General features: G+C 75.2%; 25 protein-coding genes. 16 read left to right on the forward strand and 9 right to left on the reverse strand.

The features are described from left to right. Nucleotides 1-102 precede the first annotated feature (102 nt). From ACK586_RS06660 to ACK586_RS06700, 9 genes are all read left to right on the forward strand, one after another. Entirely contained in the window at nucleotides 103-1,482 is a 1,380-nt protein-coding gene (locus ACK586_RS06660; RefSeq protein ID WP_409329675.1) for an aromatic ring-hydroxylating oxygenase subunit alpha, read from the forward strand. Then, on the forward strand, nucleotides 1,479-1,721 hold the full coding sequence (locus ACK586_RS06665; protein ID WP_409329676.1) for a hypothetical protein: 243 nt from the start codon (nucleotides 1,479-1,481) through the stop codon (nucleotides 1,719-1,721). The genes ACK586_RS06660 and ACK586_RS06665 overlap by 4 nt, the downstream gene beginning before the upstream one ends. A 23-nt stretch (nucleotides 1,722-1,744) precedes the next feature. Next, entirely contained in the window at nucleotides 1,745-2,605 is an 861-nt protein-coding gene (locus tag ACK586_RS06670) for an SMP-30/gluconolactonase/LRE family protein (RefSeq protein ID WP_409329677.1), read from the forward strand. A gap of 82 nt (nucleotides 2,606-2,687) precedes the next feature. Further along, nucleotides 2,688-3,542 (forward strand): sugar phosphate isomerase/epimerase family protein, encoded by an 855-nt coding sequence (locus ACK586_RS06675; protein ID WP_409329678.1) that lies wholly within the window; start codon nucleotides 2,688-2,690, stop codon nucleotides 3,540-3,542. Continuing rightward, on the forward strand, nucleotides 3,539-4,963 hold the full coding sequence (locus ACK586_RS06680; RefSeq protein ID WP_409329679.1) for an FAD-dependent oxidoreductase: 1,425 nt from the start codon (nucleotides 3,539-3,541) through the stop codon (nucleotides 4,961-4,963). The genes ACK586_RS06675 and ACK586_RS06680 overlap by 4 nt, the downstream gene beginning before the upstream one ends. Continuing rightward, nucleotides 4,956-6,005 (forward strand): zinc-dependent alcohol dehydrogenase, encoded by a 1,050-nt coding sequence (locus ACK586_RS06685; protein ID WP_409329680.1) that lies wholly within the window; start codon nucleotides 4,956-4,958, stop codon nucleotides 6,003-6,005. The genes ACK586_RS06680 and ACK586_RS06685 overlap by 8 nt, the downstream gene beginning before the upstream one ends. A 3-nt stretch (nucleotides 6,006-6,008) precedes the next feature. Continuing rightward, nucleotides 6,009-6,473: a nuclear transport factor 2 family protein gene (locus ACK586_RS06690; protein WP_409329681.1), complete on the forward strand. Its 465-nt coding sequence runs from the start codon at nucleotides 6,009-6,011 to the stop codon at nucleotides 6,471-6,473. 6 nt (nucleotides 6,474-6,479) lie between these two features. Beyond that, complete coding sequence (locus ACK586_RS06695; protein WP_409329682.1) at nucleotides 6,480-7,304, forward strand: SDR family NAD(P)-dependent oxidoreductase; 825 nt, start codon at nucleotides 6,480-6,482, stop codon at nucleotides 7,302-7,304. 153 nt (nucleotides 7,305-7,457) lie between these two features. Next, nucleotides 7,458-8,693, forward strand: a complete 1,236-nt coding sequence (locus tag ACK586_RS06700; RefSeq protein WP_409329683.1) for a polyhydroxyalkanoate depolymerase — start codon at nucleotides 7,458-7,460, stop codon at nucleotides 8,691-8,693. 21 nt (nucleotides 8,694-8,714) lie between these two features. On the opposite strand, the gene ACK586_RS06705 is transcribed toward ACK586_RS06700, so the two are convergent. Genes ACK586_RS06705 through ACK586_RS06715 form a run of 3 tightly spaced genes read right to left on the reverse strand, consistent with a single transcriptional unit; the run spans nucleotide 8,715 to nucleotide 11,120 of the window. After that, a complete protein-coding gene (locus ACK586_RS06705) occupies nucleotides 8,715-9,623 on the reverse strand; it encodes a TIGR03619 family F420-dependent LLM class oxidoreductase (RefSeq protein ID WP_409329684.1) in 909 nt (302 codons plus the stop codon). Between the two features lie 34 nt (nucleotides 9,624-9,657). Continuing rightward, a complete protein-coding gene (locus ACK586_RS06710) occupies nucleotides 9,658-10,113 on the reverse strand; it encodes a hypothetical protein (RefSeq protein WP_409329685.1) in 456 nt (151 codons plus the stop codon). Next, nucleotides 10,110-11,120 (reverse strand): phosphotransferase family protein, encoded by a 1,011-nt coding sequence (locus tag ACK586_RS06715; protein ID WP_409329686.1) that lies wholly within the window; start codon nucleotides 11,118-11,120, stop codon nucleotides 10,110-10,112. The genes ACK586_RS06710 and ACK586_RS06715 overlap by 4 nt, the downstream gene beginning before the upstream one ends. Nucleotides 11,121-11,194: 74 nt before the next feature. Here ACK586_RS06715 and ACK586_RS06720 point away from each other — a divergent pair, with 74 nt between their 5' ends. Beyond that, entirely contained in the window at nucleotides 11,195-11,656 is a 462-nt protein-coding gene (locus tag ACK586_RS06720) for a nuclear transport factor 2 family protein (RefSeq protein WP_409329687.1), read from the forward strand. Here ACK586_RS06720 and ACK586_RS06725 read toward each other — a convergent pair. Beyond that, the gene (locus tag ACK586_RS06725; RefSeq protein WP_409329688.1) at nucleotides 11,641-12,477 is read right to left on the reverse strand and encodes a mycofactocin-coupled SDR family oxidoreductase; all 837 of its coding nucleotides are present in this window, start codon (nucleotides 12,475-12,477) and stop codon (nucleotides 11,641-11,643) included. The two genes, ACK586_RS06720 and ACK586_RS06725, sit on opposite strands and share 16 nt — an antisense overlap. Nucleotides 12,478-12,582: 105 nt before the next feature. On the opposite strand from ACK586_RS06725, the gene ACK586_RS06730 reads away from it, so the two are divergent. Both ACK586_RS06730 and ACK586_RS06735 read left to right on the forward strand, forming a co-directional pair. Further along, complete coding sequence (locus ACK586_RS06730; protein WP_409329689.1) at nucleotides 12,583-13,458, forward strand: glucose 1-dehydrogenase; 876 nt, start codon at nucleotides 12,583-12,585, stop codon at nucleotides 13,456-13,458. A gap of 2 nt (nucleotides 13,459-13,460) precedes the next feature. Next, nucleotides 13,461-14,351 carry a sugar phosphate isomerase/epimerase family protein gene (locus ACK586_RS06735; RefSeq protein WP_409329690.1) on the forward strand — a complete coding sequence of 297 codons (891 nt, stop codon included), beginning with the start codon at nucleotides 13,461-13,463 and terminating at the stop codon, nucleotides 14,349-14,351. Nucleotides 14,352-14,391: 40 nt separating this feature from the next. Here the strand turns inward: ACK586_RS06735 and ACK586_RS06740 are convergent, their stop codons facing one another. From ACK586_RS06740 to ACK586_RS06760, 5 genes are all read right to left on the reverse strand, one after another. Continuing rightward, nucleotides 14,392-15,153: an SDR family NAD(P)-dependent oxidoreductase gene (locus ACK586_RS06740; RefSeq protein WP_409329691.1), complete on the reverse strand. Its 762-nt coding sequence runs from the start codon at nucleotides 15,151-15,153 to the stop codon at nucleotides 14,392-14,394. Between the two features lie 20 nt (nucleotides 15,154-15,173). Then, a complete protein-coding gene (locus ACK586_RS06745; protein ID WP_409329692.1) occupies nucleotides 15,174-15,818 on the reverse strand; it encodes a histidine phosphatase family protein in 645 nt (214 codons plus the stop codon). A 4-nt stretch (nucleotides 15,819-15,822) separates the two neighbouring features. Next, nucleotides 15,823-17,580, reverse strand: coding sequence for a PHA/PHB synthase family protein (locus tag ACK586_RS06750; protein ID WP_409329693.1), 1,758 nt, complete (start codon nucleotides 17,578-17,580; stop codon nucleotides 15,823-15,825). Between the two features lie 74 nt (nucleotides 17,581-17,654). Then, nucleotides 17,655-18,440, reverse strand: coding sequence for an SDR family NAD(P)-dependent oxidoreductase (locus ACK586_RS06755; protein ID WP_409329694.1), 786 nt, complete (start codon nucleotides 18,438-18,440; stop codon nucleotides 17,655-17,657). Between the two features lie 12 nt (nucleotides 18,441-18,452). Then, complete coding sequence (locus ACK586_RS06760) at nucleotides 18,453-19,220, reverse strand: SDR family NAD(P)-dependent oxidoreductase (protein WP_409329695.1); 768 nt, start codon at nucleotides 19,218-19,220, stop codon at nucleotides 18,453-18,455. 79 nt (nucleotides 19,221-19,299) lie between these two features. Here ACK586_RS06760 and ACK586_RS06765 point away from each other — a divergent pair, with 79 nt between their 5' ends. From ACK586_RS06765 to zwf, 4 genes are all read left to right on the forward strand, one after another. Next, nucleotides 19,300-20,067 (forward strand): GntR family transcriptional regulator, encoded by a 768-nt coding sequence (locus ACK586_RS06765; protein ID WP_409329696.1) that lies wholly within the window; start codon nucleotides 19,300-19,302, stop codon nucleotides 20,065-20,067. Between the two features lie 83 nt (nucleotides 20,068-20,150). Further along, complete coding sequence (locus tag ACK586_RS06770; RefSeq protein ID WP_409329697.1) at nucleotides 20,151-21,344, forward strand: aromatic ring-hydroxylating oxygenase subunit alpha; 1,194 nt, start codon at nucleotides 20,151-20,153, stop codon at nucleotides 21,342-21,344. After that, entirely contained in the window at nucleotides 21,337-21,786 is a 450-nt protein-coding gene (locus ACK586_RS06775; RefSeq protein ID WP_409329698.1) for a nuclear transport factor 2 family protein, read from the forward strand. The genes ACK586_RS06770 and ACK586_RS06775 overlap by 8 nt, the downstream gene beginning before the upstream one ends. Nucleotides 21,787-21,822: 36 nt before the next feature. After that, the gene (zwf, locus tag ACK586_RS06780) at nucleotides 21,823-23,313 is read left to right on the forward strand and encodes a glucose-6-phosphate dehydrogenase (protein ID WP_409329699.1); all 1,491 of its coding nucleotides are present in this window, start codon (nucleotides 21,823-21,825) and stop codon (nucleotides 23,311-23,313) included. Nucleotides 23,314-23,362: the final 49 nt, after the last annotated feature.

Raw genomic sequence — 23,362 nt, forward strand, 5'->3', positions numbered from 1 at the left:
CAGCGCCATCGACAGCGACCCCGGCACTTTGTACATTGGGACTCCAGTTACTCAGGCCGGGACGACGGGTCCGCCGGCACGGGTGGAGGGGATCGAGACACCGTGACCATCGCCGAGGAGCCCGGCCGGACCAGGACGCCGGGGTTGAGCTGGTACGACCTCGTGCTGGAGGACGAGCGGCCGGTTCCCGACCACCTGCGCGCCCGGTCCCCGTACACCGCCCGCACCCAGTACGTCCCCGTCGAGCGCTACACCAGCCGCGCCTGGCACGAGGCCGAGCGCCGGTACCTGTGGCGGCGGGTGTGGCAGATGGCCTGCCGCGAGGAGCACCTGCCCGAGGTCGGCAGCTACGTCGTCTACGACATCGCCGGCGACTCCTACCTGGTGGTCCGCTCCCGCGACGGCGAGATCAGGGCCTACGTCAACGCGTGCCTGCACCGCGGCCGGGCGCTCAAGGACTACGACGGGCGGTGCAGCGAGTTCCGCTGCTCGTTCCACGGGTTCACCTGGAAGCTCGACGGGACGCTGCGCCACATGCCAGGAGCCCGGGAGTTCCCCGACGTCGAGGCCGACCGGGAGGCCTGGCGGCTGCCGGAGGCCCGGGTCGGCACCTGGGGCGGGTTCGTCTTCATCAACCCCGACCCCGACTGCGAGCCGCTCGAGCAGTTCCTCGGCACCCTGCCCGAGCACTTCGCCCTGTGGGACTTCGAGCACCGCTACCTGCAGGCCCACGTGGCCAAGAAGGTCCGGTGCAACTGGAAGGTCGCGCAGGAGGCGTTCGACGAGGGTCTGCACCTGGGCGCCACGCACCCGCAGTCGGCGCCTTACGTGGGCGACGGCAACAGCGCGGTCGACGTCTACGGCAACTACGCCCGGCAGATCAGCCCGTCCGGCACACCCATCGACGACATGCCGGTGGACCCGTCCGAGCGCGACATCCTGGCCCGCATGCTCGACGTCCGCGAGGGCGAGGAGCTGCCGATCCCCTTCTCCCAGCGGACGACGGCGCGCGACAGCATGGCCCGCGCGGGTCGCGAGCGCTGGCGCCAGGTGCTGGGCGAGGAGGCCGAGGAGATCTCCGACGGCGAGCTGCTCGACCACTGGAACTACGCACTGTTCCCCAACCTGCACCCGTGGGGCGGGTACAACCGGATCGTCTACCGCTTCCGCCCGCACGGCGACCGGCACGACGAGTGCATCTTCGAGGTCATGTTCCTGACCCCCTACCGGGGCGAGCGGCCTCCCCCGGCGCCCATCACCTGGCTCGACTTCGAGGACTCCTGGACCCGGGCCACGGAGCTGCAGACCCTCGCCCTGGTGATGGAGCAGGACACCTTCAACATGGAAGCCGTCCAGCGCGGGCTGCAGACGACCCGTCGCCCGCACACGATCACCTCCGACTTCCAGGAGGACGTCATCTCGTGGCGGCACGACCTGCTCACCGAGTGGGTGGAGAAGCCCGCGGCCGAGGAGGGCCGGTGATGGAACCGCAGGGCGGGATCCGCCACCCGCTCAACCCCCGCGCCCTCTACACCCCCGACGACGGCGGCACGGTCCGGGTCACCATGGGCACCCGGTGGGGCCGGTTCCACGGGGACGGCCGCTGGATCGAGGGACCGCTCTTCGAGGCCGACCCCGAGCTGTGCCTGTGGGTGGCCGCACCGCGGCCGACGGGGCACCACCGGATCAGCCGGCTCATGGACATGCCGGCCGAACGCTGACGGTGCCGGCGTCCGCGGAGCTCGTGCACGCCGGAGGGGACCTCCTCGGCGAGTGCCCGGTCTGGGACGACCGGACCGGGCTGCTGCACCGGGTCGACGCGCTCGCCGGCACGGTGATCAGCCTGGACCCCGGCACCGGCGCCGAGCGCCGGGTGGAGCTGGGCGTACACGTGGGCAGCCTGGTGCTGCGGGCGGACGGCCGGGGGGTGCTCGTCGCCGCCGGCGACGGGTTCGGCGCCCTCGACCCGTCGACCGGCACGTACCGGCCGCTGGCCGACGTGCTGCGCGGCGACCCGGCGGTGCTGATGAACGACGGCGCCTGCGACCCCGCGGGCCGCTTCCTCGCCGGCACCATGTCCCGGGACGCGACGCCCGGCCGCGGCGCGCTCTACGGCTTCCGGCCACCGGACCGGGCCGAACCCGTGCTCTCCGGGGTCGGCATCAGCAACGGCCTGGCCTGGGACTCCACCGGTTCGGCGCTGTACTTCGTCGACACGCTGCTGCGGCGGGTGGACCGGCTCGGCTACGACGTCGGCACCGGTGCGGTGACCGACCGGCGGCCGGCCGTCGACCTGAGCGGGTACCCGGGGCTGCCCGACGGCATGACCATCGACGCCGAGGACTGCCTGTGGGTGGCCTTCTGGCGCGGCGGGGCGGTCCGCCGCTTCAGCCCCGCCGGCGAGCTCCTCCAGGAGGTCGTCGTCCCGGTGCTGCGCACCACCAGCTGCTGCCTGGGCGGCCCCGACCTGCGCGACCTGTACGTCACCACCGCACGCCGAGGCATCCGGGCCGCCCCGGACGCGGTCGAGGACCTGGCCGGCGGGGTGTTCCGGTGCCGCGTGGCCGTACCCGGCGTACCGGAGCACCGCTGGACCGGCAGCTGACCGGTCTCCGCCCCGGCTTTCTGTAGACGGCTTCCAGAAACCCTCGTAGCATCCGGCCACCGACCGAGGGAGACGCAGGCGGATGGACGGCACGGCGGCGCTGGACGACATCGGCTGGGTCCTGTGGTCGGGCACCGTCGGCCTGGAGAGCCCCATCCCCCCGCGCCTGGAGGCGGCCCGGGCCGGCGGCTACACCCGGCTGTCGGTGAGCACCCTCGACGTCGCCCGGGCCGCGGAGGCCGGCACGCCGCCGGCCGAGCTCGGCCGGCGGATCAGGGACGCCGGGCTCGAGGTGGTGCTGGACCCGGTGATGAACTGGTACGACGGGCCCCCGCGCAGCTCCCGCTTCGCCCGCTTCGGCGTCGAGGAGGCGCTGACGATGGCCGAGCAGCTGCAGGCGGTCACGATCACCTTCGTCGGCCAGGCGAGCAGCCACCTCACCCCGGAGGAGATCGCCGGGCCGTTCGGCGCCGCCTGCGACCGCATCGCCGGCTTCGGCGCGCAGGCGCACCTCGAGTTCATCCCGATGACGGCGATCCCGGACCTGTCGACCGCCTGGAGCGTCGTCCGGGCCGCCGACCGGCCCAACGGCGGCCTGCTGTTCGACACCTGGCACTTCTACCGCGGCGACCCCGACTTCGACGTTCTCGCTGAGGTGCCCGGGGAGCGGGTGCTCGCCGTCCAGATCGACGACGCGGCGGCCGAGGTCCACGGCACGCTGGACCAGGACACCCAGAACCGCCTGCTGCCCGGCGACGGCGCGCTCGACCTCGAGCGGGCGGTCCGGGAGCTGGACCGCATCGGCGCCCTGCGCTGGGTGGGCCCGGAGGTCATCTCCCCCGCGACCGCCGCGATGCCGGCGGTCGAGGCCGCCCGGGTGGCCGGCGACCGGGTCCGCGAGCTGATCGGCCGGGTGCGGTCGGGAGCGCGGGCATGAGCCCCGACCGGGACGTCGACGTCCTCGTGGTCGGCTCCGGCGCGGCCGGGCTGGCTGCCGCCCTGTCGGCACGGGAGAACGGCGCGGGCCGCGTGCTCGTCGCCGAGGCCGAGGGCGTGGTCGGGGGGTCGAGCCGGCTGTCCGGCGGCCTGACCATGGGCGCCGGCACCCGCTACCAGCGGGCGCTGGGCATCGCCGACGACGCCGGCTCGCTCTTCTCCGACTACATGACGCTCAACCACTGGGACGTCGAGGCCGGGGTCGCGCGGCGGCTGGCCGACCTCGCCGGGCCGACCGTGGAGTGGCTGGGCGACCTGGGCGTCGAGTTCCACGACCAGCTGGTCTACGGCGGCGACGAGCGGGTGCCCCGGGTGCACGTGCCGATCGGCCGCGGCCAGGCCGTCGTCGACGTCCTGCACCGGGCCTGCCGGCAGGCCGGGGTCGAGGTCGCGCTGGGCCGGCGGGTCGACCGGCTGCTGGTGGAGGACGGCGCGGTGACCGGCATCGCCGTCGGCGCCGACACCATCACCGCCGGGGCGGTGGTGCTCGCCACCGGCGGCTTCGGCGACGACCCGGACCGGCTCGCAGCCCACTACCCGTCGGCGGCGGCGACCGGGTGCGCCTGGTACATCGGCGCCCCCGGGTCGCGCGGGGACGCCCTCGACCTCGCCGACCAGGTCGGCGCCCAGGTCCTCGGTCACGACCGCGGGCTGCGGCTGCTGCACGCCGGCTTCGCGCCGATCTACGAAGCCTACCTGCCCGGCTGGATCGTGATCGTGAACCGCGAGGGCCGGCGGTTCTTCGACGAGACCGCGCCCTACGGCATCACCGACGGCCTGCTGCGCGCGCAGGGCGACGTCGCCTACGCCGTCTTCGACGACGCCACGCTGATCGCGGCGACCGCCGCCGGGGTCGCCCGCTACAAGCAGAAGATCCCCGGGTCGACCAAGAGGCAGAGCCCGCACTGGAACGCCGACGTGGTCGAGCAGATGGTGGCCGCCGGCAAGGTGCACCGCACGGACACGACCGCGGAGCTCGCCGAGGCCCTCGGCCTCCCGGTCGACGCCTTCGAGGGCAGCGTGGCCCGGCACAACGAGCAGGTCGCCGCCGGCGAGGACAGCGACTACCTCAAGGACCCGGGGTTCCTCGAGCCGATCGCCACCCCGCCCTTCTACGGCGCCGAGATCCGCCCGGCGACCGTGTGCTTCACCGCCTGCGGACCGCGCATCGACCGGGACGCGCGGGTGCTGGACCGGGCCGGTCGACCGGTGCCGGGCCTGTTCGCCGCCGGCGAGTGCACCGGTGGCGTGATCGGCCCGGCCTACGTCGGCAGCGGCAACTCCTACGCCAACTGCGTCGTCTTCGGCCGGGTCGCCGGCGCCGCCGCCGCTGCCCTCGTCCCGGCAGGCGCCGGTGGGTGAGGTCACCGCCGCGCTGATCACCGGCCGGGAGGCGCTGGAGTACCGCGGCTTCCCCCGGACCCCGCCGCCGGAGGGGTGCGTCTCGGTCGAGATCTCGCTGTGCGGGATCTGCGGCACCGACGTCGCCTCCTGGCGCACCGGGCACCTGCACAGCCCGGCCGTCTGCGGGCACGAGTGGGTCGGCGTCCTCGGCGCGGTCGGTCCCGGGGTCGCGGGTCTCGCGGAGGGCGACCGCGTCGTCGTCGCTGTCCCGCCGGCCTGCGGCCGCTGCCCGGAGTGCCGGACGGGCCTGGCCGAGCACTGCCGCACGACGTCGGCGGTGGCGCGCGGCAGGAGCGAGCTCGCCCCGCCGCACGGCGGGTTCGCGCCCAGCCTCACCGTCGAGGCCGGACGGGTGGTCCCGGCCCACCCGGACCTGCGCGACGAGGAGGCGGCGCAGGTGGAACCGGCCGCGGTGGCCCTCCACGGCGTGCGCCGGTCGCGGATCACCCCCGGGGACACCGTCGTCGTGCAGGGCGCCGGTCCCATCGGGCTTCTCGCCCTCCAGTTCGCCCGCGCCGCCGGCGCCGGTGAGGTGCTCGTCGTCGAACCGGCGGGGGCCCGGCGGCGGCTGGCGCTCGAGCTCGGCGCCTCGGCCGCGGTGCTGCCCGAGGAGGCCCCCGACACCGTGCGGGAGCGCACCCGCGGCCTCGGCGCCGACGTCGTCCTGGAGTGCGCGGGCGTCCCGGCGCTGCTGCAGACGGCCGCCGACCTGGCCCGCACCGGCGGCGTCGTCGGCCTGCTCAGCTTCCTGTCCCGGCCGGCCGCCGTCGACGGCGCGCGCTGGCTGGCCAGGGAGCTCACGCTGGTCGCCTCGAATGCCTTCACCCACGAGGACGTCCGCCGCAGCATGGCGTTCCTCGCCGACGGCAGGGTGCGCGTCGCGCCGCTGCACAGCCGCACCGTCGCCCTCGACGACCTCGAGCCCGCGCTGCGGGCGCTGGCCGCCGGAACGTCCGACGACGTCAAGGTCCTCGTCGACCCCCGCCCCCGGAGCCGCTGACCCATGACCCACCCAGGACCGGACGGCTGGCCCGGGACCGACGACGTGCTGCAGATCCACCAGCTGCTGGCGTACTACGGGCACGTCCTCGACGACCGGGACTGGGCCGCGCTGCCCGAGGTCTTCACCCCCGACGCCGTGCTGGACTACACGCGGGCGGGCGCTCCGGCGGTGCTGCACGGGCTGGAGGAGGTGCGCGCCTTCTTCGCCGGGGCCAACCACCCCTCGGCGCACCACACCACCAACGTCGTCGTGGTCCGGCGCGGCGGCCGGGTCCTCGTGCGCAGCAAGTTCTTCGTGCCCTACACCCGCGACACGCACGTCCCCACGCGGTGGTACGGCGGCACGTACGACGACGTCGCCGTGCCGACCCCGGCGGGCTGGCGGCTGGCCGCCCGCACCTGCATCGGCCGGTGGCAGCTCACTCCCGACCAGGGGCCCGTCCCCGAGCACCGGCGGACCTGGTGACCGGCCGTGGATGACCTGGCCGGACGGGTGGCGGTCGTCACCGGGGCGGCGAGCGGTCTCGGCCGCGCGATGGCCGAGCGGTTCGCCGCCGAGGGCATGCGCGTCGTGCTCTCCGACATCGACCGGCCCGGGCTGGACGCGGTGGCCGGGCAGCTGGCGGCAGCCGGGGCGCAGGTGCACGCGGTCCCGGCCGACGTCTCCGCCGCCGGCGACGTCGACCACCTGGCCGAGGAGTCGTTCGCCCGGTTCGGCGCGGTGCACCTGCTGTGCAACAACGCCGGCGTGGTGAAGAGCGCGCGTCCCTGGGCGCTCACCGTCGACGACTGGCGGTGGGTGCTCGGCGTCGACCTGTGGAGCGTCGTCCACGGCATCCGGGCCTTCGTCCCCCGCATGCTCGCCCAGGGCGGCCGCGCCCACGTGGTCAACACCGCCTCGATGACCGGCCTGCTGCCGATGCCGCGGCTGGCCGCCTACTCCACGGCGAAGGCCGGCGTGGTGGCGCTCTCGGAGTCCCTGCAGCACGACCTGGACGCCGAGGGTGCCGACATCGGCGTCTCCGTCTTCTGCCCCGGCTTCGTCGCCACCCGGATCACCGACAGCGCCCGCAACCGGCCGGCGTCGCTGGGCGACACCGCACCGGCGACCGGACCGCGGACGGTGTCGGGCGTGCAGCCGACCCTCACGGCCGAGGAGGCCGCCGGGCAGGTGCTCGACGCCGTGCGCGCCCGGCGGTTCTGGATCCTGACCCACCCCGGCTACGCGCCGGTCGTCGCCGACCGGGCCGCGCGCATCGGCACCGGCGAGCGCCCCGCCCGCCCACCGGTGTGGTGAGGGACGGTGTGGTGAGGGGCGAGGGGCGGATGGGGCGCGGAGCGGCCACCGGCGGCCGCGCCCGCCGCGTCGACCTGCCGCCGCCGTGAACCGCCGTTAATGTCGCCTGTGGCCCCGGTCACTCCGGCACCGGGCCGATGCGAAGGCAGGCCGATGCTCTACAACGCCTACGAGCTGCACCGGCGGGCGGTCCGGCCGGTCCGGATGACCTCGGCGCTCACCGCGCGGGCCGTGGGCGCGCTGCCGGCCCCGCTCGCGGGGCTCCCCGGCGCCCGGCGCTTGCGGGCGGCCTGCGACATCGTCGCCCGGGCCCGGCCCACCCACCGGTGCCCCGAGTGGGGCATCGACACGGTGTCCGTCGGAGGCCGTGAGGTCCGGGTCCGCCGCGAGCCGGAGTTCGCGACCCCCTTCGCGACCCTGCAGCACTTCGCCCGGCCCGCGGTCCAGGGGCAGCCCCGTGTCCTGGTCGTCGGGCCGATGTCCGGGCACTTCACCACGCTGCTGCGCCCGACGATCCGCACCCTGCTGCGGGACCACGACGTCTTCGTCCTCGACTGGCACAACGCCCGCGACATCCCGCTCGAGCACGGGGCCTTCGGGCTCGACGAGTACATCGAGCACGTGATGCAGGCGCTGCGGCACCTGGGCCCGGACACCCACGTGGTGGCGGTGTGCCAGCCCGCCGTCCCGGTGCTGGCCGCGGTGTCCCTGCTGGCCGCCGAGGACGACCCCGCGCAACCGGCCAGCCTCACGCTGATCGCCGGGCCGGTCGACACGCGGGTCAACCCGGGGCCGGTCAACGAGCTCGCCGCCAAGCGGCCGCTGTCGTTCTTCGAGCGCTGGGTGGTCGACACCGTGCCGGCGCGGCACGCCGGCGCGGGCCGCCGGGTCTACCCCGGCGTGGTGCAGCTGGCGGCCTTCATGTCGATGAACCCCAAGCGGCACCTCACCGCGCACCTGGGGATGTACCGCGCCCTCGTGTCCGGGGAGACGGTGGCGGCCGAGACCACCCGCGCCTTCTACGACGAGTACGGCGCGGTGATGGACGTGCCGGCCGAGTTCTACCTGGAGACGCTCCAGCGGATCTTCATGGAGGACCACCTGCCGACCGGCCGGTTCACCTGGCGCGGGCAGCGGGTCGACCCGGCGGCGATCACCCGGACCGCACTGCTCACCATCGAGGGCGCCCGCGACGACATGTGCACCCCCGGCCAGACCGCCGCCGCCCACGACCTGTGCACCGGCATCCCCGCCGACCGCCGGCGCACCCACCTGCAGGAGGGCGTCGGGCACTACGGGGTCTTCAGCGGCTCCCGCTGGGAGGCCGAGATCTACCCGGTGCTGCGGGACTTCGTGGCGGCCAGCGCCGCCGTCCCCGCGACCGCCTGAGACCGGGCACCGCGCCGCCGGTCAGCCGGCGGCGCGGTGGGCCGCGGCCAGGTCGCGGAGGAAGCCCGGGGCGCCCGCGGGGTCGGGGCACCAGCCCATCAGCGAGACGAACAGGTCGGTGCCCCCGGCCGCCAGCAGGCCGGCGGCCCCGGCCAGCGAGGCGGCGAGGTCGACCCTGCCCGCCCCGTCGCGCACGGCCTCCGGCGTCACCCGGACGCGCACCGAGGCCGGGTCCCGGCCGGCCGCCACCAGCGCCGCCCGCAGGCGTCGCACCCCGGCGGCGACGTCGTCGGGCCGGTCGACCGGTGCGGGGATCCAGCCGCTCCCCCACCGGACGATCCGGGTCAGGTTGCGCTCGGTGAGCCGGCCCCCGATCCAGAACGGCACCCCGCCGGGGCGCACCGGGCGGGGGTGGCAGTGGATGCCCTCGAGCGTCACCGTCTCCGCGTCGAGGGTCACCGGGCCGCCGGTCCACAGCTCCCGGCAGGCGGCCAGCTGGTCGTCGAGGACGCGGTGGCGCCGGTCCCAGTCCGCGCCGAGGGCCCGGTACTCCTCCTCCTGCCAGCCGGTGCCGATCCCGAGCACCAGCCGTCCGCCGCAGAGCTGGTCGAGCGTCGCGGCGGTCTTGGCCAGCAGGGCGGCCGGCCGCAGCGGGGACACCAGCACCGCGGTGGCCAGCTCCACCCGCTCGGTGACGCCGCCGACCGCCGCCAGCACGGTCAGCGGCTCCAGCCAGGGAGCGTGCGGCCCGCCGGGGAAGCGGCCGTAGGGGTAGGCCTCCACCCGCGACCCCATGACGACGTGGTCGACGACCGAGACGCCGTCCAGCCCGGCCTCCTCCACGGCGGCGGCGAGGTCGAGCAGGGTCCGCCACGGCCGCTCGCCCAGGTAGGAGCCGTAGTTGGGCAGGCCCACGGTCAACGGCGGCACGGCGGCTCCTCTGCTCGCGACGTCCCCTGCCCGGTCAGCGACCGGCGGAGTCCCATCCCCCGACGATCCGGTGCTCGTGCTCCAGGCGGGCGGCCAGCACCGCCTCGCCGTCCCGGACCAGGTCCTCCCGGCCCGCGGCGAGGGCCGCCTCCAGGGCCGCCGACAGGACGTCCCCGGCCCGGCAGTACACCTCGGTGACGTCGTCGAGGTGCAGGCCGGCGTGCGGTCCGGCCGCCAGCTCGGCGAGCGCGGCCTGCAGCGCGCCGTCCGCGGTGACGGCCTCGACCGCACCGGCGTACGCCTGGATCGCGGCGGTCTCCTCGCGCATCCAGGCGATCTCGTGCGCCGCCCGGACCGCCGCGTTGCGCAGCACCTTCTCCAGCATGACCAGCCGGACGACGGTGGTCTCGTCGGCCACCTCGGGGAGGACGTCGGCCAGCACCCGGCAGCAGTCGAGCAGCACCTGCTCGGTGGTCGGCCGCCCGATCACGACGCCACCTCCCGCGCCACGTCGAGGTAGAGGCCGTACTGGTGGGTCACCGCGTTGACCAAGTAGGTCGCCATGACCCCCCGGGTGCCGCCGGCGGCGACCGCGTCGAGGGCACGCAGGATCTGCACGAGCAGCCGGGCCATCCCGACGACCAGGAAGTACTCCACCGTGGCCGGGTTGACCTGCTCCTCGGTGAGCCCGGTCCGCTCCCGGTAGCGGGCCAGGAAGCCGGCCGGGTCGGCGGTGTAGGCGTTGGGCTGCATCGGGATCTGCGTGTAGTACCCCAGGTCCTCGCGGGGATCGCCGATGCGGGCGAACTCCCAGTCGATGACGACGTGCCCGCCGACGGCGGGATCCCGGACGAGGACGTTGGTCGGCTGGCAGTCGCCGTGCACGAGGGTGAAGGGCACCGGCGGCGGGCGGTGGCCCCGCAGCCGGGCGGCGACGTACCGCAGCACCGGGCTGCTGTCGGCGATCTCCCGGTCGACGTCGCGGTAGAGGTCCAGCACACCGTCGAGGTAGTCGTCCCAGCTCGCCGGGCGGGTCATCCCCGCCGGGAGCGTGTCCAGCGGCACGGCGTGCACCGCCGCGACCGCGTCGACGAAGGTGCCCGCCGGGGCGGCGGGGTCCTCCGCCGTCCGGAGCACCTCCTGCAGGTTCCGGCCCGCGACGTGGTCGACGACGATGCACTTGGTCCCCAGGTGCTCGCCGGTGGCGTCGTACCAGCGGGGGCGGGCCACGGGCACCGCGCCGGACGCGGCCAGGGCCTGCAGCAGCTCCCACTCGGCGTCCCGGTCGCTGTCGAACACCCCCTCGCCGGGCGGCGGGTCGCCGCGCAGCACCAGGCGCTCGGCGGCCCCGTCGTCCCACCGGACGTCGGCGACGGCGCTGAGCCGGCTGTAGCCGCCGGTGATCGGGCGCAGCCCGGTCACGGTCGCGCGCCGGCCCGGCTCGGCCGCCGCGATCAGGCGGCCGAGCGCCTCGGCGGTCAGTGTCGGCGTGGGCATCGGGGCCTCCTGCGGCCGGGCTGGGCGGGTCCGGGGGTTGACGGGGACGGGCGGTGCTGCGGCAGGCTCGCCCCGTGCACCCGGAGATCCAGCAACTGCTCGACGAGCGGGCGATCGTGGACGTCTGCATCCGCTACGCCGATGCGATCGACGACCGCGACTGGGACCGCTTCCGCTCCTGCTTCACGCCCGACGCGGTGGGGATCTACCACGCCGACCGGCCGCTGCACGGCCGCGCGGCGATCGAGGACACGATCCGCACCGCCGTCGCGCCGCTGGGCCGCACCCAGCACCTGGTCGGCACGTTCGTCGTCGACCTGGCCGGGGACGAGGCGACGTCGCGCTGCTACCTGCACGCCCAGCACGTGCGGGAGGGCGTGCCCGGCGGCGAGCAGTACGTCATCGCCGGCTGCTACCGGGACCGGTTCACCCGGACCGCCGACGGCTGGCGGATCCGCGAGCGCCGCCTCGACCGCTGGTGGACCGCCGGCAACCCCGCGGTGACGGCGCGCGGAGCCGCTCATCGCGTCGAGTAGCCGGCGTCCACGGGCAGCTCGATGCCGGTGACGTACCGCCCCGAGTCCGAGACCAGGTAGAGCACCGCCTCGCTGATGTCGGCCGGCTCCACCCAGCCCACGGGCAGCAGGTTGGTGGCCCGCATGAGCGGCTCGGTGTCCGCGGGGGTCACCGTGGCCGGATCGCGGTCGGGGAAGAAGAGCCGGTACAGCGACTCGTTGTGGATCATGCTGGTGGACACGTTGGTGGGGTGCACGATGTTCACCCGGATGCGGTGCGGGGCCAGCTCCTGGGCGAGCACCTTGGTCATGCCGACCAGGCCGAACTTCGCCGCGCTGTAGTGGACGATGTTCATGACGCCGCGCAGCCCGCCGACCGAGCCGATGAGCACGATCGACCCGCCGTCGGCGTTGGCCTTCAGGTGCCGGATGGCCGGGCGCACCGTGCGGAAGACGCCGCTGAGGTTGATGTCGATCATGTCGTCCCACATCGCGTCCGGCATGTCCTCCGCCGGCGAGAAGGAGGCCACCCCGGCGTTGGCCACGACGACGTCGAGCCGGCCGAGCTCGGCCACCCCCTCGTCGAGAGCCCGGGCCAGGCCGGCCCCGTCGCGGACGTCGACCCGGCGCGCCACGATGCGCCGGTCGGCCTGCTCGACCAGCCGGACGGTCTCGGCGAGGTCCTCGGCGGTCGCCATCGGGTAGCCCACGCTGGCGACGTCGGCCAGCGCGTCCACGGCGATGACGTCGGCCCCCTCCTGCGCCAGCCGCACCGCGTGCGAGCGGCCCTGGCCGCGCGCCGCGCCGGTGATGAAGGCGACCTTCCCGTCGAGCCTGCCCATGCCGGGTCCTCCCCTGCGCCGCAGTGCGCCAGGACGGGGGCTGGCCGCGGCCCCGCCGGGTCGTTAGTGTAGCCGGTCACAAGTTACTGCTGTCGAGGGAGAACCGTGGGCGGACGAGTGGCCGGCAAGGTCGTCGCGATCACCGGGGCGGCCAGCGGGCTGGGTGAGGCGACGGCGCGGCTGATGGCGGCCGAGGGGGCCAGCGTGGTCCTCGGCGACATCCAGGACGACCGGGGCCGGGCACTGGCCGCCGAACTGGGGCCCGACGCGCGCTACGTGCACTGCGACGTCACGGCCGAGGACCAGGTCGCCGGCCTGGTCGACACCGCCGTCGCCGAGTTCGGCCGGCTGGACTGCATGTTCAACAACGCGGGCATCGTCGGCGCCCACGGCGGGATCGACGAGATCCCGCTGGAGGAGTACGAGTTCACGATGGCGGTGCTGCTGCGCTCGGTGTTCCTCGGCATGAAGCACGCCGCGCGGGTGATGAAGCCCCGGCACTCGGGGGTCATCCTCTCCACGACCAGCATCGGCGGCCTGCACGGCGGGCTCGGCCCGCACGTCTACGGCGCGGCCAAGGCCGGGGTCGTCGCGCTGACGAAGAACGTCGCCGCGGAGCTCGGCGCCTGGTCGATCCGGGTCAACGCCATCGCCCCGGGCAAGATCCTCACCCCGATGAACGCCGCGAACATCGTCGGCGACCCCGACGCGATGGACGAGGCCCGCGCGGCCTTCGCCACCCGCACGCCGCTGCGCGGTCGGATCGGCGAGTCCGCCGACATCGCGCACGCGGCGCTGTGGCTGGCCAGCGACGACGCCGGGTTCGTCAGCGGGCACACGCTGGTCGTCGACGGCGGGCTGACGACCGGCTCGAAGGAGGACGTCGCCCCCGGGGAGCACGGCCGGTGGGCCAGCCGCCGCGACCTGGTCCGCGAGGCCGGCCGCAGCGGCGTGCCGGCCGACGCGGACGCCGGGGCCTGAGCGTGCCCGCTCCCCTGCCGGCCGCCGACCGCCTGGCCGCGCTGCCCGGCTACCCCGACCTCGGCCCGGACGACCTGGTCCTCGCGCACTTCAGCCTGGGGCGGCACCGCCCGTTCGCCGAACGGGTCGGCGCGGCCGCGGCCGCCGGCTTCGCCGCCCTCGGCCTCTACGCCGCCGACTACCGGCGGCTGCGGGCCGAGGGGGCGACCGACGCCGACCTGCGGGCGGTCCTGGACGAGCACGGGATGCGCGTGGTGGAGCTGGAGGCGCTGCGCGGCTGGACGGCGACGGGGCCGGAGCGCGCGGCGTACCTGGAGGCCGAGCGCGCCGTCCTCGCGATGGGCGAGGCGCTCGGGCCCGCGCACCACGTCCAGGTGATCGGCCCCTACGCCGGCACGCTGGACGACGCCGCGGAGGCCTTCGCCGGTGTCTGCGACCGCGCCGCCGAGCACGGGCTGTGCGCGGCCATCGAGTTCCTGCCGGAGATGACGAACATCCCCGATGCGGCGACCGCGATGGAGATCGTCACCCGGGCCGGCCGGTCCAACGGCGGGATCTGCCTGGACTCCTGGCACCACTTCCGCGGCGCGGACGACGCCGACATGCTGCGTGCCATCCCGGCGGACCGGATCTTCGCCGTGCAGCTGGACGACGGCCCGCGGCGGCCGGTGGACGCGGACTACTACACCGACTGCACCCGGCACCGCGTCGTCCCCGGTGAGGGCGAGTTCGACCTGACCGGGTTCCTGTCGCTGCTGGCGCAGATGGGCGTGACCGTGCCGCTGTCGGTGGAGGTGATCTCCACCGAACTGCTGGAGCGCCCGGCCGACGAGGTCGCCCGCCGGTTGCACGACGCGACCCGGGCGGTGATGGCGGCGGCGCGGCAGGCCTGAGCCGGGCGCCCCGTCCCGGGCGTTCGCGGCGCGGCGCCGGTCAGCGCGGCGGGTCGGCCAGCTCGGCCACCAGGCCGGTCATCACCCGCTGCGGCTCGGCGAGCACCTCCGGCATCCGCGTCAGCAGCGCCTGCTCCACCAGGTCGGCGAGGCGGTCGGGGAAGACGACGGTCGCCTCGGCCATCCAGGCGTCCAGCGACCGCCGCACCACCTCCTGCGGCGTCGCCTTGGGGTAGGGCACCGCGGTGGCCATGTCGGTGTCGACGAACCCCGGGTGGGAGGTGGTGACGACGACGCCGTCGGCGCCGAGCTGCTCGCGCAGCGCCAGCGCGAGCATCCGCTGCGCCGCCTTGCTGGCCCCGTACACCGGCGAGCTGCGGGAGACGACCAGCCCGGTCAGCGAGTTGACGAACAGCACCCCGCCGCGGTGCCGCCGCAGCGCCGGGGCGAGCTCGGACACCAGCGCCAGGGGGCCGAAGACGTTGACCTCGAAGGTCTCCCGGCACACCGCCTCGTCAGTGTCCAGCACCCGGCCGCTGGGGGCGAGCCCGGCGTTGCTGACCAGCAGCTCCACGTCCCCGCAGGCCTCGGCGACAGCGGCGCGGTCCGCGGCCCGGGTCACGTCCAGCCGGACCGGCACCAGCCGCTCCCCCAGCCGGTCGCGGGCCGGCGCCAGCGTCGCGGGCTCGCGGGCGGCGGCGTAGACCCGCGCGGCGCCCCGGGCGAGCAACTCCTCGGCGAAGACCAGCCCCAGCCCGCGGTTGGCCCCGGTGACCAGCGCCGTCCGCCCACGGATCTCCATGCGTCCCCTGTCGTCGTCGGTCAGCGGTAGGTGATGCCGGCGTCGTCGAGGTGGCTGTGCTCGTTGAAGCTCAGCAGGGCCAGCCCGGTGCGCCCGGCGGCCACCTTGGTGACCGCGCCGTTCACCGCGACCCGGTTGAGCGCCACGAGCCCGGCCGCCCCGGTGCCCAGCAGCCCGGCGCAGGCGGCGGCGATGACGCCGGCGGAGGTGAAGACGACGGCGTCCTGCCCCTGCTCCAGCTCCGCGGCCAGCTCCGCGAGCGCGGCGGCCACGCCGGTGGTGAAGGCCGGCCAGCCACCCTCGTCACCGTGCTCGACCCAGGCGGTCAGCGCCGCGTCGAGGACCACCTGGAACTCGCGGGAGGACCGGGGTTCCCCGGCGTCGTGCGCCGCCGCGTACCGGCGGACCAGGCCGATGTGGTCGTACTCGTCCCATCGCGGGTCGGTCCGCGGCTCCACGTCGTGGCCCGCGGCGGCCAGCGCGAGCCGTGCGGTGTCCCGCTGGCGGCGCAGCGACCCGTGCACGGCCACCGGCCGGCGCAGCCCGCGGCCGGCCAGCCACCGACCGGTCGCCTCGGCCTGCTGCCGGCCCTGGTCGGACAGGCGGTCGTAGTCGTCGCCGCCGAAGGAGGCCTGGCCGTGGCGGACGAGCAGCACCAGGGGCACGGGCTCAGCCCGCGGCCGGGGACGGCGTCCGGTCGCGGACGTAGGAGCCGGGGGCCGGCTCGAGCGCGGGGTGGCGCGCGCTGCCGGTGGACGCCGGGGCCGGCCGCCGCTCGCCGGAGCGCTCCAGCACCCAGTCGGCCCAGGCCTCCCACCACGTCCCGGTCCGCTTCTCGGCAGTCTCCCGCCAGTGCTCGGCGCCGGCGCCGGGCTCGCCGCCGACCAGGTAGCTGGCCTTCGGGTTGCCGGGCGGGTTGACCAGGCTGGCGATGTGGCCGGCGTTGCTCAGCACGAAGGTGGCCGGCCCGGACACCAGCTCGGTGGTCCGGTAGCAGCCGGTCCACGGGGTGAGGTGGTCGTTGACCGCGCCGGTGACGAAGACCGGCACCGTGATCCGGCTCAGGTCGACCGGCGTGCCCAGCACCCGCAGGCCGCCGGTGACCAGGGTGTTGGCGCGGAAGATGTCGAGGAACTGGCCGTGCAGGGCGGCCGGCAGGTTCGTCCCGTCGGCGTTCCAGGCCAGGATGTCGAAGACCGGGGGGCGCTCGCCCATCAGCCAGTTGCTGACCACGTAGTTGAACACCAGGTCGTCGGGGCGCATCCAGCTGAAGACCGCCCCCAGCGACCGGGCGCTGATCAGCCCGTTCCGCCGCGAGCTGGCGCGGGCCATCTCGAGCATGCGGGGCGCGGAGAAGGCACCGATCGGCGCCCGGGTGCCGAAGTCGAGCAGCGTGACCCCGTAGGAGGCGGAGTGGACGCCGTGGTCGCCCCGGGCGGCGAGGTGGCTGAGGACCGTGGACTGCAGGATGCCGCCGGCGCAGAAGCCCAGCGTGTTGACGTCCTCGGAGCCCGAGACGTCCTTCACGACGTCCAGGGCGCGCACGATCGCACCGGCGTAGGTGTCGATGTCCCAGTCGGCCTGCGCCGCGCTGGGGTTGCGCCAGCTGACCATGAACACCCGCAGTCCCCGGCTCACCGCGTACTCCACGAAGCTGCGCCCGGGGCGCAGGTCGAGGAAGTAGTAGCGGCCGATCGGAGGCGGGACGACCAGCAGCGGCCGCTCGTGGACCGTCGGGGTGCTCGGCCGGTACTCGATGACCTCGGCGACGTCGTCGCGGTGGACGACGTCGCCGGGGGTGACGGCCAGGTCCTCGCCGACGGTGAAGGCGCTGCGGTCGGTCTGCGCGGGCATCCCGCCGTTGCGCCGGACGTCGGAGGCGAACTGGCGCGCGCCGCGCACGAGGCTGGCCCCGGCGGTGTCGAAGGCCCGCTTGAGGGCGGCCGGGTTGCCCGGGAGGGTGTTCGTCGGCGCCAGGGCGCTGGTGAGGATGCCCACGGCGAACCGCGCGCGCTCGACGTCGTGCCAGTCCCCCGCGCTCTGCTCGTACTCGGCGACCAGCCGGTCCAGCTGCGAGCCGAGGGCGAGGTAGCCCTGGGCCAGCCGCCGGTAGACCGGGTTGACCGACCAGGCCGGGTCGGCGAACCGCCGGTCCCTCGCCGACGGGCGGTGCTCGTCGGTGCCGCGAGCGATCGACGCCCAGTCGCGCAGCAGCCGCCCGGCGCCGCGGGTGACCGGCCCGGGCTGGGCGAGGGCGGAGGCGATGCCCTTCAGGACACCGAGGGACGACGGGATGCCGACCGCCTCGCCGCCCTCGACGAGGGCGGTCGCCTCGTCCTCGTCGACGGGCAGCGGCTCGGCGGCCACCGGGCGGGGTCTGCGCACGGCGGCCTCGGGAGTGGTCCTGTCCGGCCTGGTCGCGGTCATGCTCGGCTCCGTTCGACGCGTGCAGAGACCCTATCCAGCGCACCGGCGGGGGGCCTGTCGTGCGCCCGGGAGGGTCACGCACCCGGCAGCGGGGGCGGCAGGGCCTGCCCGCTGCCGGCCGTGACGCCGCCGTCGACCGGCAGCGCCACCCCGGTGACGAACGACGCCGCGGGCGACCCGAGGAACGCGATCACCTCCGCGACCTCGCGCGGGTCGGCCCACCGCTGCATGGGGACCATGCGCCGCAGCGCCTCGTAGCGCTCCTCGCCCTCGGCGATGTGCGCGGTCATGCCGGTGCGGACCGGCCCGGGCAGCACGGCGTTGACCCGGATGCCGCTCGTCGCGAGGTCCACCGCCACCGAGCGCACCAGGTTGACCGCCCCGGCCTTGGCCGCGGCGTAGGGCCAGCGCCGCGGCTCGCCGCCGAGCGCGGTCACCGAGGCCGTCACCACGACCGATCCGCCGCCCGCCCGGCGCAGCGCCGGGACCGCCGCGCGCAGGCCGAGCACGACCGCGCGCAGGTTGACCGAGACCGAGCGGTCGAACACCTCCAGGTCGGCCGTCTCGAGGTCACCGGTCCCCCGCACGCCGGCGTTGAGGACGACGACGTCGAGCCGGCCGAACCGCTGCTCGGCGGCGGCGACCGCGGCCGCGTTCGCGCCCTCGTCGGTGACGTCGGCCGCCACCGCCACGGCGCGGTCGGCGGAGGCGAGCCAGCCCAGGTCGGCCGCGGACAGGTCGACGGCGACGACGGACCCGCCGCGCTCCAGCAGCACCTCGACCGTCGCGCGGCCGATCCCGGAGGCCGCGCCCGTGACCAGCGCGACCGGTGCGCCGTTCCCCCTCGTCCCCGCGTCCATCCGGCGGCGACCTCAGAACCCGACGCGCTTGGTGTAGCCGCCGTCGACGACGACGTTCTCGCCATTCACCCAGCTGGCCGCCGGGCTGGCCAGGACGGCGACGATGGCGGCCACCTCGTCCGCGGTGCCCATGCGCCTGGTGGGGTGCCGGTCGCGGTCGCGCGCGTAGATCTCCGGGCGGCGCTCGCGCAGGTCGTCCCACTTGCGCCCCTCGATCAGGATCGGGCCGGGAGAGACCGTGTTCGCGCGGATGCCGTCGGGCCCCCAGCGCTGGGCGAGCTGGGCCATGTAGTTGATCGTGGCGGCCTTCATGGCGCCGTAGCTGGGGTTGATCGGCACGTCATGGTGCTCGATGGCGGTGATCGTCCCGATCTGCACGATGGCCGCGGCGTCCGACCGGTCGAGGTGGGGCTTGCTGGCCTCGCAGAGCGCGACGCAGCCGAGCACGTCGACGGTGAAGTTGGTCTGCCACGGGGCGGCGCCGTCGCCGTGCTGCCCGCTGGCACTGGCGTTGCTGACCACCACGTCGATGCCGCCGAGCGCCTCGGCCGCCGCGTCCACCCACCGCCGGACCGCCTGCTCGTCGGCGACGTCGCAGGCGTGGCCGACGATCGTGCCGAGGTCGCCGAGCTCCTCGACCGCGGCCGCCACGCCCTTCTCGTCGCGGGCGCAGATGGCGACGCTCGCGCCCTCGCGGAGCAGCCGGGCGGCCACCGCGCGGCCGATCCCGTGACTGCCGCCGGAGATCACGGCGCGCCTGCCGGCGAGACCCAGGTCCACGGCACCCGACCCTAGGTCGTATAGACGACCCGGACAAGCGGCGGCGGGGACCGCGCGGGCCCTGCAGTAGCGTGCGGCCATGACCGGGGACCGGGGCGGTCAGCCGCCGCTGTACCGGCAGGTGCGCCAGGTCCTCGCCGGGCGGATCGCGGCCGGCGAGTACCGCGCCGGCGACCGGCTCCCCAGCGAGCCCGTGCTGGCCGCCGAGCTCGACGTGCACCGCCTGACCGTCCGGCGGGCCCTCGACGAGCTGGCCCGGGAGGGCCTGCTGCACGCCCGTCAGGGGGCCGGCACCTTCGTCACCCCGCGGCCGGCCCCGATCGCCGTCACCATCCCGCTGTCCCGCGAGGAGTTCTCCACCAGCCTGCGCGCCCAGCTGGAGGCCGAGGGCCGGCACTACCGCGACGTGCTCGTCTCCACGGAGATCGCCGACGACGACGCCGTCCGCGCGGACCTGCGGCACCCGCGCGGACCACTCCGCCGGGTCGACAGCCGGCTCGAGGTCAACGGCGAGACCTGGGTGTCCTCGACGGCCTGGGGTCCCGACGACCGGCTGGCGGACCTCGCCACGCAGTGGCGGGAGACCGACGGCGTCTACGGGCTGCTGCTCGACCGGTCGGCCGGTCCGCTGCACCACGTCTGGCGCTCCTTCGGCGCGGAGGCGGCCGGCGCGCAGGACGCCGAGCGCCTCGGCGTGCGGATCGGTGCGCCGGTGCTGGTCCGCGAGGGGCTGACCGCCGACGCGGACGGCACGCCGGTCCTGCGGGTCCGCCGGTGCGCGCGCGGGGACCGGGTCCGCTACGTGCTGTCGTACGACGGCGAGGCGGCGCCCGGCTCCGCCGGTTGACGGTCTCCGCTGCGATCCGGAGACTCACTCGTATAGACGACCTGCGCCCCGGGCGGGGTGCCCCTCTCCGTCTGGAGGCCTCCGTGTCGACTCCGCCGTACGTCCCCGCGCTCGACTTCTCCCCCGCGCTGCGCGACGACGCCCTCTCGGTCATGCGCCGGCTCGTCGGCCTCTTCCGGGAGGGCGGCACCGACCGGGCGCCGGAGCAGTACGTCGAACCGGTCGCCAACTACCGCGACCCCGACGTCTGGGCACGCGAGGTGGAGCAGATCCACCGGCGGGTGCCCCTGGCGGTCGCCCTGTCGGCCGAGCTCCCGGAGCCGGGGAGCTACAAGGCGGTCGAGGTCGTCGGCACCCCGGTCCTGATCACCCGGGACCGCTCCGGCGGCGTGCACGCGTTCGTCAACGCCTGCCGGCACCGGGGCGCGGAACTGCTGGCCGGCGGCACCGGCCGGGCCCGGCGGATCACCTGCCCCTACCACGCGTGGTCCTACGACCTGGCCGGCTGCCTGGTCGGCGTCTACGGCGAGGAGACGTTCGGGCCGGTCGACCGCTCCACCATGGGCCTGCTGACCCTCCCGGCGGCGGAGCGGGCCGGGTTCGTCTTCATCTCCCTCGACCGCACGGCGACCCTCGACCTGGACGCCTGGCTCGGCGACATGGCGCCGCTGCTCGACGGCCTGGGGCTGGACCGCTGCCACCACCACGGGACGACGCACCTGCCCGGCCCCAACTGGAAGCTGGTGGTCGACGGCTACCTGGAGGGCTACCACTTCGCCTCGCTGCACACGAACACGGTGTTCCGGACCAACCACTCGAACATGGCCACCTTCGACTCCTTCGGCCCGCACATGCGGGTCGCCTTCGCGCTCAAGACGATCGGCGGGTCCGCGGACCTCCCCGAGGAGTCGTGGGAGCCGGCGGCGAACGTGGGGCCGATCTTCTGGCTCTTCCCCGGCATCGCGATCGCCGGCGGCTGGCGCCGGATCGTGGAGGTGTCGATCGTGCTCCCCGGCACCTCGTGGGACACCTCGACCACCGAGCAGCACACGCTCCTGCGGGAGCCGCCGGTCGACGACGAGGAGGTCAAGGTCGCCGACCACGCCCGGGACTGGTTCTACGAGGTCACGCTCGAGGAGGACTACCGCACCGGCGAGGGCGTCCAGCGCGGCCTCGACGCCATGACCGGCACCGACCTGGTGTTCGGCCGCAACGAGCCCGGCGTCCAGCACTTCCACCGCACCGTCGCCGGGATGATCGGGACGCCGGGTGCCTGACCCGGGGCTCGCCCCCGGGGACGTGCTGGCCGTCCACCAGCTGCTCGCGCTGTACGGGCACCACCTCGACGACGGCGAGTTCGGCGCGCTGGCCGAGATCTTCACCGCCGACGCGACGGTGGTCTTCGCCGGCCGCGACCGGCCGCCGATCGAGGGCATCGACGCGATCGTCGCGTTCTTCGCCACGGCGGCCGGGTCCTCGGCGCACCACGTCTGCGACGTCGTGGTCAGCGGCGGGCCCGGCGAGGTGCGCGTGCGCAGTTCCCTGGCCGTGCCGTACACCCGCCCGGAGCACGACGCCCACCGGTGGCACGGCGGGACCTACGACGACGTCGTGGTCCGGACCGGCGCGGGCTGGCGCATCCACCGGCGCACGATCACCGGCCGCTGGCAGCTGACGACCGACGCCCGCCCCGTTCCGCAGCACCGGCGCACCTCCTGACCCTGCGGCACCGGCCGGATGCGGCATGCTCCCGCCATGACCGCCGAAGTGGATCGCCGATCTCCGCCGTGCGTACTCGTGATCTTCGGCGCCTCGGGCGACCTCACCGCCCGCAAGCTGCTGCCGGCGCTCGCGCGGCTGGCCGGGTACGGGGCGCTCCCGCCGGAGGTGGCGCTGGTCGGCGTCGCCCGGACGCCCATGACCGACGACGAGTTCCGCGACCTCTGCCGGCGCAGCGTGTCGGGCGAGGACCACGCCCGGTGGGACGCGCTCACCTTGACGGCCCGCTACGTGCACGGCGGCTACGACGACCCGGCCACCTACCGGCGGCTGGCCGAGGTGATGGCCGAGTGCGACCGGGCGCACGGCAGCGCCGGCAACCGGGTCTTCTACTTCTCCACCCCGCCACGCCTGTTCGGGCCGATCGCCCTGAGCCTGGGCAGGGCGGGGCTGTCGGTGCCTGAGGGTGACGCGTTCGTCCGCGCCGTGATCGAGAAGCCGTTCGGCTGGGACGAGGACAGCGCCCGGGACCTCTACGCCGACCTGTCCACGGCGTTCACCGAGGAGCAGATCTTCCGGATCGACCACTACCTCGCCAAGGAGACGGTGCAGAACCTCCTCGCGCTCCGGTTCGCCAACTCCATCTTCGAGCCGATCTGGAACCGGACCTGGGTCGACAACGTGCAGATCACCGTCGCCGAGACCCTGGGCGTCGGCGACCGCGGCGGCTTCTACGAGACCACCGGCGCCATGCGCGACATCGTCCAGAACCACGTCCTGCAGGTGCTGTCGCTGTTCCTCATGGAGCCCCCCACCTCCTTTCACGCCGAGGCGATCCGCGACGAGAAGGTGAAACTGCTGCGCGCCATCCACCCGCTGGACGAGGAGGAGGAGATCGCGGTGAACACCGTGCGCGGCCAGTACAGCCGCGGCGGGACCCGCGACGACCTCATGCCGGGATACCGGGAGGAGCCGGGCGTCGACCCGCTGAGCACCACCGAGACGTTCGTGGCGATGCGCCTGCGCGTGCAGAACTGGCGCTGGACCGGCGTCCCGGTCTACGTCCGCACCGGCAAGCGGCTGCCGGCCCGGGTCACCGAGGTCGCGATGGAGTTCCGCCGTCCGCCGCAGCTGCCGCTGTTCCCCGGCACCAGCGGGAACCTCGAGCCCGATGCGCTCATCGTGCGGGTGCAGCCCGACGAGGGGCTGAGCCTCCGCTTCGGCGCCAAGGTGCCCGGGCACGCCTTCCGCGTGCAGAAGGCCTCCATGGACTTCTCGTACCACAGCTTCGAGGAGCAGTCCCCCGACGCCTACGAGCGGGTCATCCTCGACGCCCTGATCGGCGATCCGACCCTGTTCATCCGCGCCGACGAGGTCGGCCGGTCCTGGCGCATCGTCGACCCGGTGATGAAGTACTGGGCCGCCCACCCCGGCCCCATCCCGCTGTACCAGGCGGCCACCTGGGGGCCGCCCGAGGCCTCGTCGCTGACCGCCCGCGACGGCCGGAGATGGCGCCAGTCCTCCTGATCGAGCGGTGCTCCGTGCCGGGGCCGGCCGCTGGAGGCCGGCCCCGGGA

The sequence above is a fragment of the Trujillonella humicola genome (genome assembly GCF_046233715.1).
Classification (GTDB): Bacteria; Actinomycetota; Actinomycetes; order Mycobacteriales; family Geodermatophilaceae; genus Trujillonella; species Trujillonella humicola.

Bases quoted from the DNA above. Each gene is read 5' to 3' on its own strand.
- ACK586_RS06675 (WP_409329678.1), top strand. From the start codon at position 2,688: ATGGACGGCACGGCGGCGCTGGACGACATCGGCTGGGTCCTGTGGTCG.
- ACK586_RS06765 (WP_409329696.1), top strand. From the start codon at position 19,300: ATGACCGGGGACCGGGGCGGTCAGCCGCCGCTGTACCGGCAGGTGCGC.
- ACK586_RS06725 (WP_409329688.1), bottom strand. From the start codon at position 12,477: ATGGGCAGGCTCGACGGGAAGGTCGCCTTCATCACCGGCGCGGCGCGC.
- ACK586_RS06700 (WP_409329683.1), top strand. From the start codon at position 7,458: ATGCTCTACAACGCCTACGAGCTGCACCGGCGGGCGGTCCGGCCGGTC.
- ACK586_RS06690 (WP_409329681.1), top strand. From the start codon at position 6,009: ATGACCCACCCAGGACCGGACGGCTGGCCCGGGACCGACGACGTGCTG.
- ACK586_RS06755 (WP_409329694.1), bottom strand. From the start codon at position 18,440: ATGGACGCGGGGACGAGGGGGAACGGCGCACCGGTCGCGCTGGTCACG.
- ACK586_RS06750 (WP_409329693.1), bottom strand. From the start codon at position 17,580: ATGACCGCGACCAGGCCGGACAGGACCACTCCCGAGGCCGCCGTGCGC.
- ACK586_RS06740 (WP_409329691.1), bottom strand. From the start codon at position 15,153: ATGGAGATCCGTGGGCGGACGGCGCTGGTCACCGGGGCCAACCGCGGG.
- ACK586_RS06715 (WP_409329686.1), bottom strand. From the start codon at position 11,120: ATGCCCACGCCGACACTGACCGCCGAGGCGCTCGGCCGCCTGATCGCG.
- ACK586_RS06680 (WP_409329679.1), top strand. From the start codon at position 3,539: ATGAGCCCCGACCGGGACGTCGACGTCCTCGTGGTCGGCTCCGGCGCG.
- zwf (WP_409329699.1), top strand. From the start codon at position 21,823: ATGACCGCCGAAGTGGATCGCCGATCTCCGCCGTGCGTACTCGTGATC.